Origin of the sequence: Halalkalibacterium halodurans (assembly GCF_004376175.1) — a bacterium.
Classification (GTDB): Bacteria; Bacillota; Bacilli; order Bacillales; family Bacillaceae_D; genus Halalkalibacterium; species Halalkalibacterium halodurans.
Genome location: NZ_SNUY01000123.1, coordinates 1 through 3,597, shown reverse-complemented (window position 1 = coordinate 3,597; position 3,597 = coordinate 1). Strand labels below are relative to the sequence as shown.

Genomic DNA, 3,597 nt, shown 5'->3' with positions numbered 1-3,597 from the left:
TTTAAAGTAAAGGGAAAGGTTATAGACCTGCCGTATTTGGTGCTTTCTTTTCCATACAGTAACGCATTCTTAGTTCAGGTGTTTGAAGCTGAAAATCAGGAATGTTTCCTGGAGGGCTTAAAACGGTTCTTCCATCATCTGCAAGGAGTGCCAAAAAGGATTCGTTTTGATAATTTATCCCCCGCAGTAAAAAAGGTTTTACCACAAGGAAAACGCGAGCTTACTGAGGGTTTCAAGCGCTTCGCTTTGCACTACGGGTTTGAGTATGAATTTTGTAATCCGGGTGCCGGCAATGAAAAAGGACATGTAGAAGCGATGGTTAAATATGCGAGGAATAATTTCTTCCTTCCGGAACGAACGGTATATCAGCTGGATAATTTGAATGATCGGTTATGGGAGGAGGCAGAAAAGGATCGAAACCGTCCTCATTATGAAAAGAAACAAGAAATTGCCAGGCTGTTTGAAGAGGACAAAGAAGCGTTAATGTATTTACCGCCGGAAGAATACTCTTGTGTACGCTATGAAACTCTCAAAGCAGACAAGTACGGCTATATCTTAGTAGATACGAAAAGGTATTCTACTTCCCCGCGCTTTGCCAATCAAAAGGTATTGGCTGGCATCACTTATAACAGGATAGATATCCTTTCGGACAACTATGAAGTGATTGTGAGCCATGAACGACTGTATGGAGAAGAATCAAAGTCGATGAAATGGCAGCCTTATCTGTACCTAATGGCTAAAAGGCCGACGGCGCTAAAATATACAACTTTCTATGATCAACTGCCCTTTAAATGGCAAACTTATCTGGAGGAATGTACTCTGGAAGAAAAGAAAAAGGCGCTTCAGTTACTCTCAGACCTTCTTAAAGACCATAGTCTGGAGACAGCTACAGAGGCCCTGGAAATTGCATCCGAGCGATGTCATCCATCCACAGAAACAATAAAGCAAGTCTTTCATCAGCTCATTCATGGCAGAGGCTCCAGAGAGACAGTAAGGCTAAAAAGTACAGTTCCAGTAATGCCAATAGCTGAACGAGGTATGAATCAATACGATGTCTTCTTCCAGCAGGAAAGGAGGAAGGCCTAATGCAGGAACAGATCCAAGAATATGCCAAGCGCTTAAAGCTAAGCTGGATTCGAGAGAACTACCGAGAGGTAGAAGCGGCGAACACAGAAGAATATTTACTGAAGCTCTTTGAAAAAGAAATAGAACAGCGTGAAGAACGAAAAATTAATCTTTTGTTCAAGGCGGCAACCCTGCCGAACGTATCCGGCAAACCTTTTGACTGGAAGGATATTCAGCTGGGGCAGGGGTTAAGTCAACAATCTCTCCTGGACGGTGAATTTATTGAATCAAAAGAAAACATGGTGTTTTATGGCGGCGTTGGTGCAGGAAAAACCTACCTTTCCACCCTCATTGGCATGAATGCGATACAAAAATATGGGAAACGAGTGAAGTTTTATACCATTGCTTCTCTAGCCAATGAGTTATTAGAGGCGAATGACAAAGGAAATCTCAATAAGCTGTTTAAGAAAATCGAGAAGCTTGATCTTTTAATTCTGGATGAGCTGGGATATATACCGCTTCACAAACATGGGGCCGAGCTACTCTTCCAGGTCATCTCCTTGTGTTATGAAAAGCGGAGTATTATCATCACTACAAATCTGCAGTTTGGGCAATGGAATCATGTATTTGGCGACCCTATTTTAACGGAAGCCGTGGTAGATCGCCTGATTCACCACTCTCATTTAGTGATTTTCGGAGGAGATAGTAACCGAATGAAAGAGTCATTCCTTTTGAACAATATGTAAGGAATAAGTGTTATTAAGTGGCTGCAAAAAGGCTTGCCGTTTTATGCATTTTTCTCTTGCCAAATACACTTTTATGAGTCACCTTTTTGGGGTTTCCATGGAGGACTGGGATTAGTTGTTTTAACTGATATAACTTCATTAACCCATCCAGGATGAGATTGTTTACTGTAAAACAACATATTACTATTTCGAACTTTTTCAAGGTAGACCGTTACATGTCCCTTATTGGATTTAGTCACATTACTTCCATAAGGAGTTTCAATACCAACGGTTTCAGCCTTTTTTATGATTAATTTTTGAATTTCATATATATTGTCAATGGTTTGGTTTATGTTTATATCAGGATTTTTGTTGTTCTCTTTTAATTGATTCAAACTATTTAGAAGTTGGTCAGTAGATATTTTACTATGAACCAATGAGTGCAAATATTGGTTAATTAGGGATTTCGAATCCATTTTACATCCTCACCTTGTAAAGTCATGATTTTGTTAATTTTTGTATAAAGTAGCCACTCTTGCATTAATATAGATTCACTTAATCGCTTTAAGGAATGGTAATATTCAGGGCTTAATGTATGTTGTTTTTTGATTAGCTCATCTATTTGACTAGTTTTTTCTATAATTAACTGTGATAAAACCATTTCTTTTTTTACGATTGACTCTAGAAGTTGTAATAGTACTTCTTCATATTCTGGGCAGTCTTCTTTACTCGGAATACCTGATATATCCATCATTTAATTCACCTCGACTTTTACTATTACAATACTATGTACAAGTTTTAGAATTTAGTCTTAAAAGAACTTAATCTAGGTGAAAAATCGTAAAAGTACACTTTTTCTTGTCTTAATCTCCCTGAATAAACTTGCTGAAAAAAACTGTACATTGTAGGTACATAATTATTTTTACTAAAGTTATTTTATTGTATCCTGAATTATTCATACCTCGAACATAAATCAGGGTTTTAGGCCAAAAACGATTAGATTCCCGATCCCTTTGAAAGAATCATGGTTATTTTCTTCTGAAAAGCATCTTTCTAGAATGAGGAGCGGAAAAATGCCTGTTTTTGGGCATACTTCTCCCTTGGTCTTTAATCGTGTTTTAAAAAACAGGATTTTTCGATTTTATCCTAGCTTTAGCTGTTGAATCCGCTGAAGTACTTTCCAGAAAAAATCTTGGTATACAAAACTAGAGGACAATTTAAAATGAAGGGATCGTCCTGATTTCACTAATTTACTAGCCACTTTAATGACCCTTGTACGTATGGTTTCAATTTGCATCCCTTTTTGTGCTTCTGGAAAGCAAAGCGTACGTAGCCAATTCGTTAGGTTATAGGCTAACAGGCTCATCATCATTTTTACTTCATTCACTTGAAAAGAGTGACTGCTCATTTTATCCAAATAAAAACCATTTTTAGCTTCCTTGATGTAGTTCTCCATCGTCCCTCTTTTTTGGTACGTACGAACGATATCTTTTGGAGAGAATACATCTCCCAGACTTGTTACAAAAAATGAATGGGTAAACAACAATTCGCCTGCAGGGCGAACCGATTGGATGATGACCTTTCTCGGCTTAGACCATGATTTCGCTTGATAGTCGATTTCCTCATAATAACATTCAGACTTTGTCACATCTGACGGTACTGTGGCTGGATGACATTCATCTGCCATTCGCTGTAAAATGGCGTTAGATTTCAAACGAATGACATAATAAACCGATTCACGTTCACATAAATCGTACAGAGCTGGAACGGCAAAACCACTATCACCACGTAAGAATGGTGTCGTTTC

The 3,597-nt window shown here is 38.1% G+C and carries 5 protein-coding genes; 2 read left to right on the top strand and 3 right to left on the bottom strand.

What is annotated here, in order from left to right; all coding sequences use genetic code 11:
• Together E2L07_RS20205 and istB are read left to right on the top strand one after the other, a co-directional pair.
• A partial coding sequence (locus tag E2L07_RS20205; RefSeq protein WP_134230437.1) for a Mu transposase domain-containing protein occupies positions 1 to 1,086 on the top strand: 1,086 nt, incomplete at its 5' end.
• Complete coding sequence (gene istB / locus E2L07_RS20200; RefSeq protein WP_134229558.1) at positions 1,086 to 1,811, top strand: IS21-like element helper ATPase IstB; 726 nt, start codon at positions 1,086 to 1,088, stop codon at positions 1,809 to 1,811. The genes E2L07_RS20205 and istB, both read left to right, overlap by 1 nt.
• Positions 1,812 to 1,882: 71 nt before the next feature.
• On the opposite strand, the gene E2L07_RS20195 is transcribed toward istB, so the two are convergent.
• From E2L07_RS20195 to E2L07_RS20185, 3 genes are all read right to left on the bottom strand, one after another.
• Entirely contained in the window at positions 1,883 to 2,266 is a 384-nt protein-coding gene (locus E2L07_RS20195) for a hypothetical protein (protein WP_134230501.1), read from the bottom strand.
• Entirely contained in the window at positions 2,248 to 2,541 is a 294-nt protein-coding gene (locus tag E2L07_RS20190; RefSeq protein WP_134230500.1) for an alpha-helical endospore appendage domain-containing protein, read from the bottom strand. Before E2L07_RS20190 ends, E2L07_RS20195 begins: the two co-directional genes overlap by 19 nt.
• Positions 2,542 to 2,931: 390 nt before the next feature.
• On the bottom strand, positions 2,932 to 3,597 hold a 666-nt coding region (locus E2L07_RS20185; protein WP_134230499.1), incomplete at its 5' end, for an IS1380 family transposase.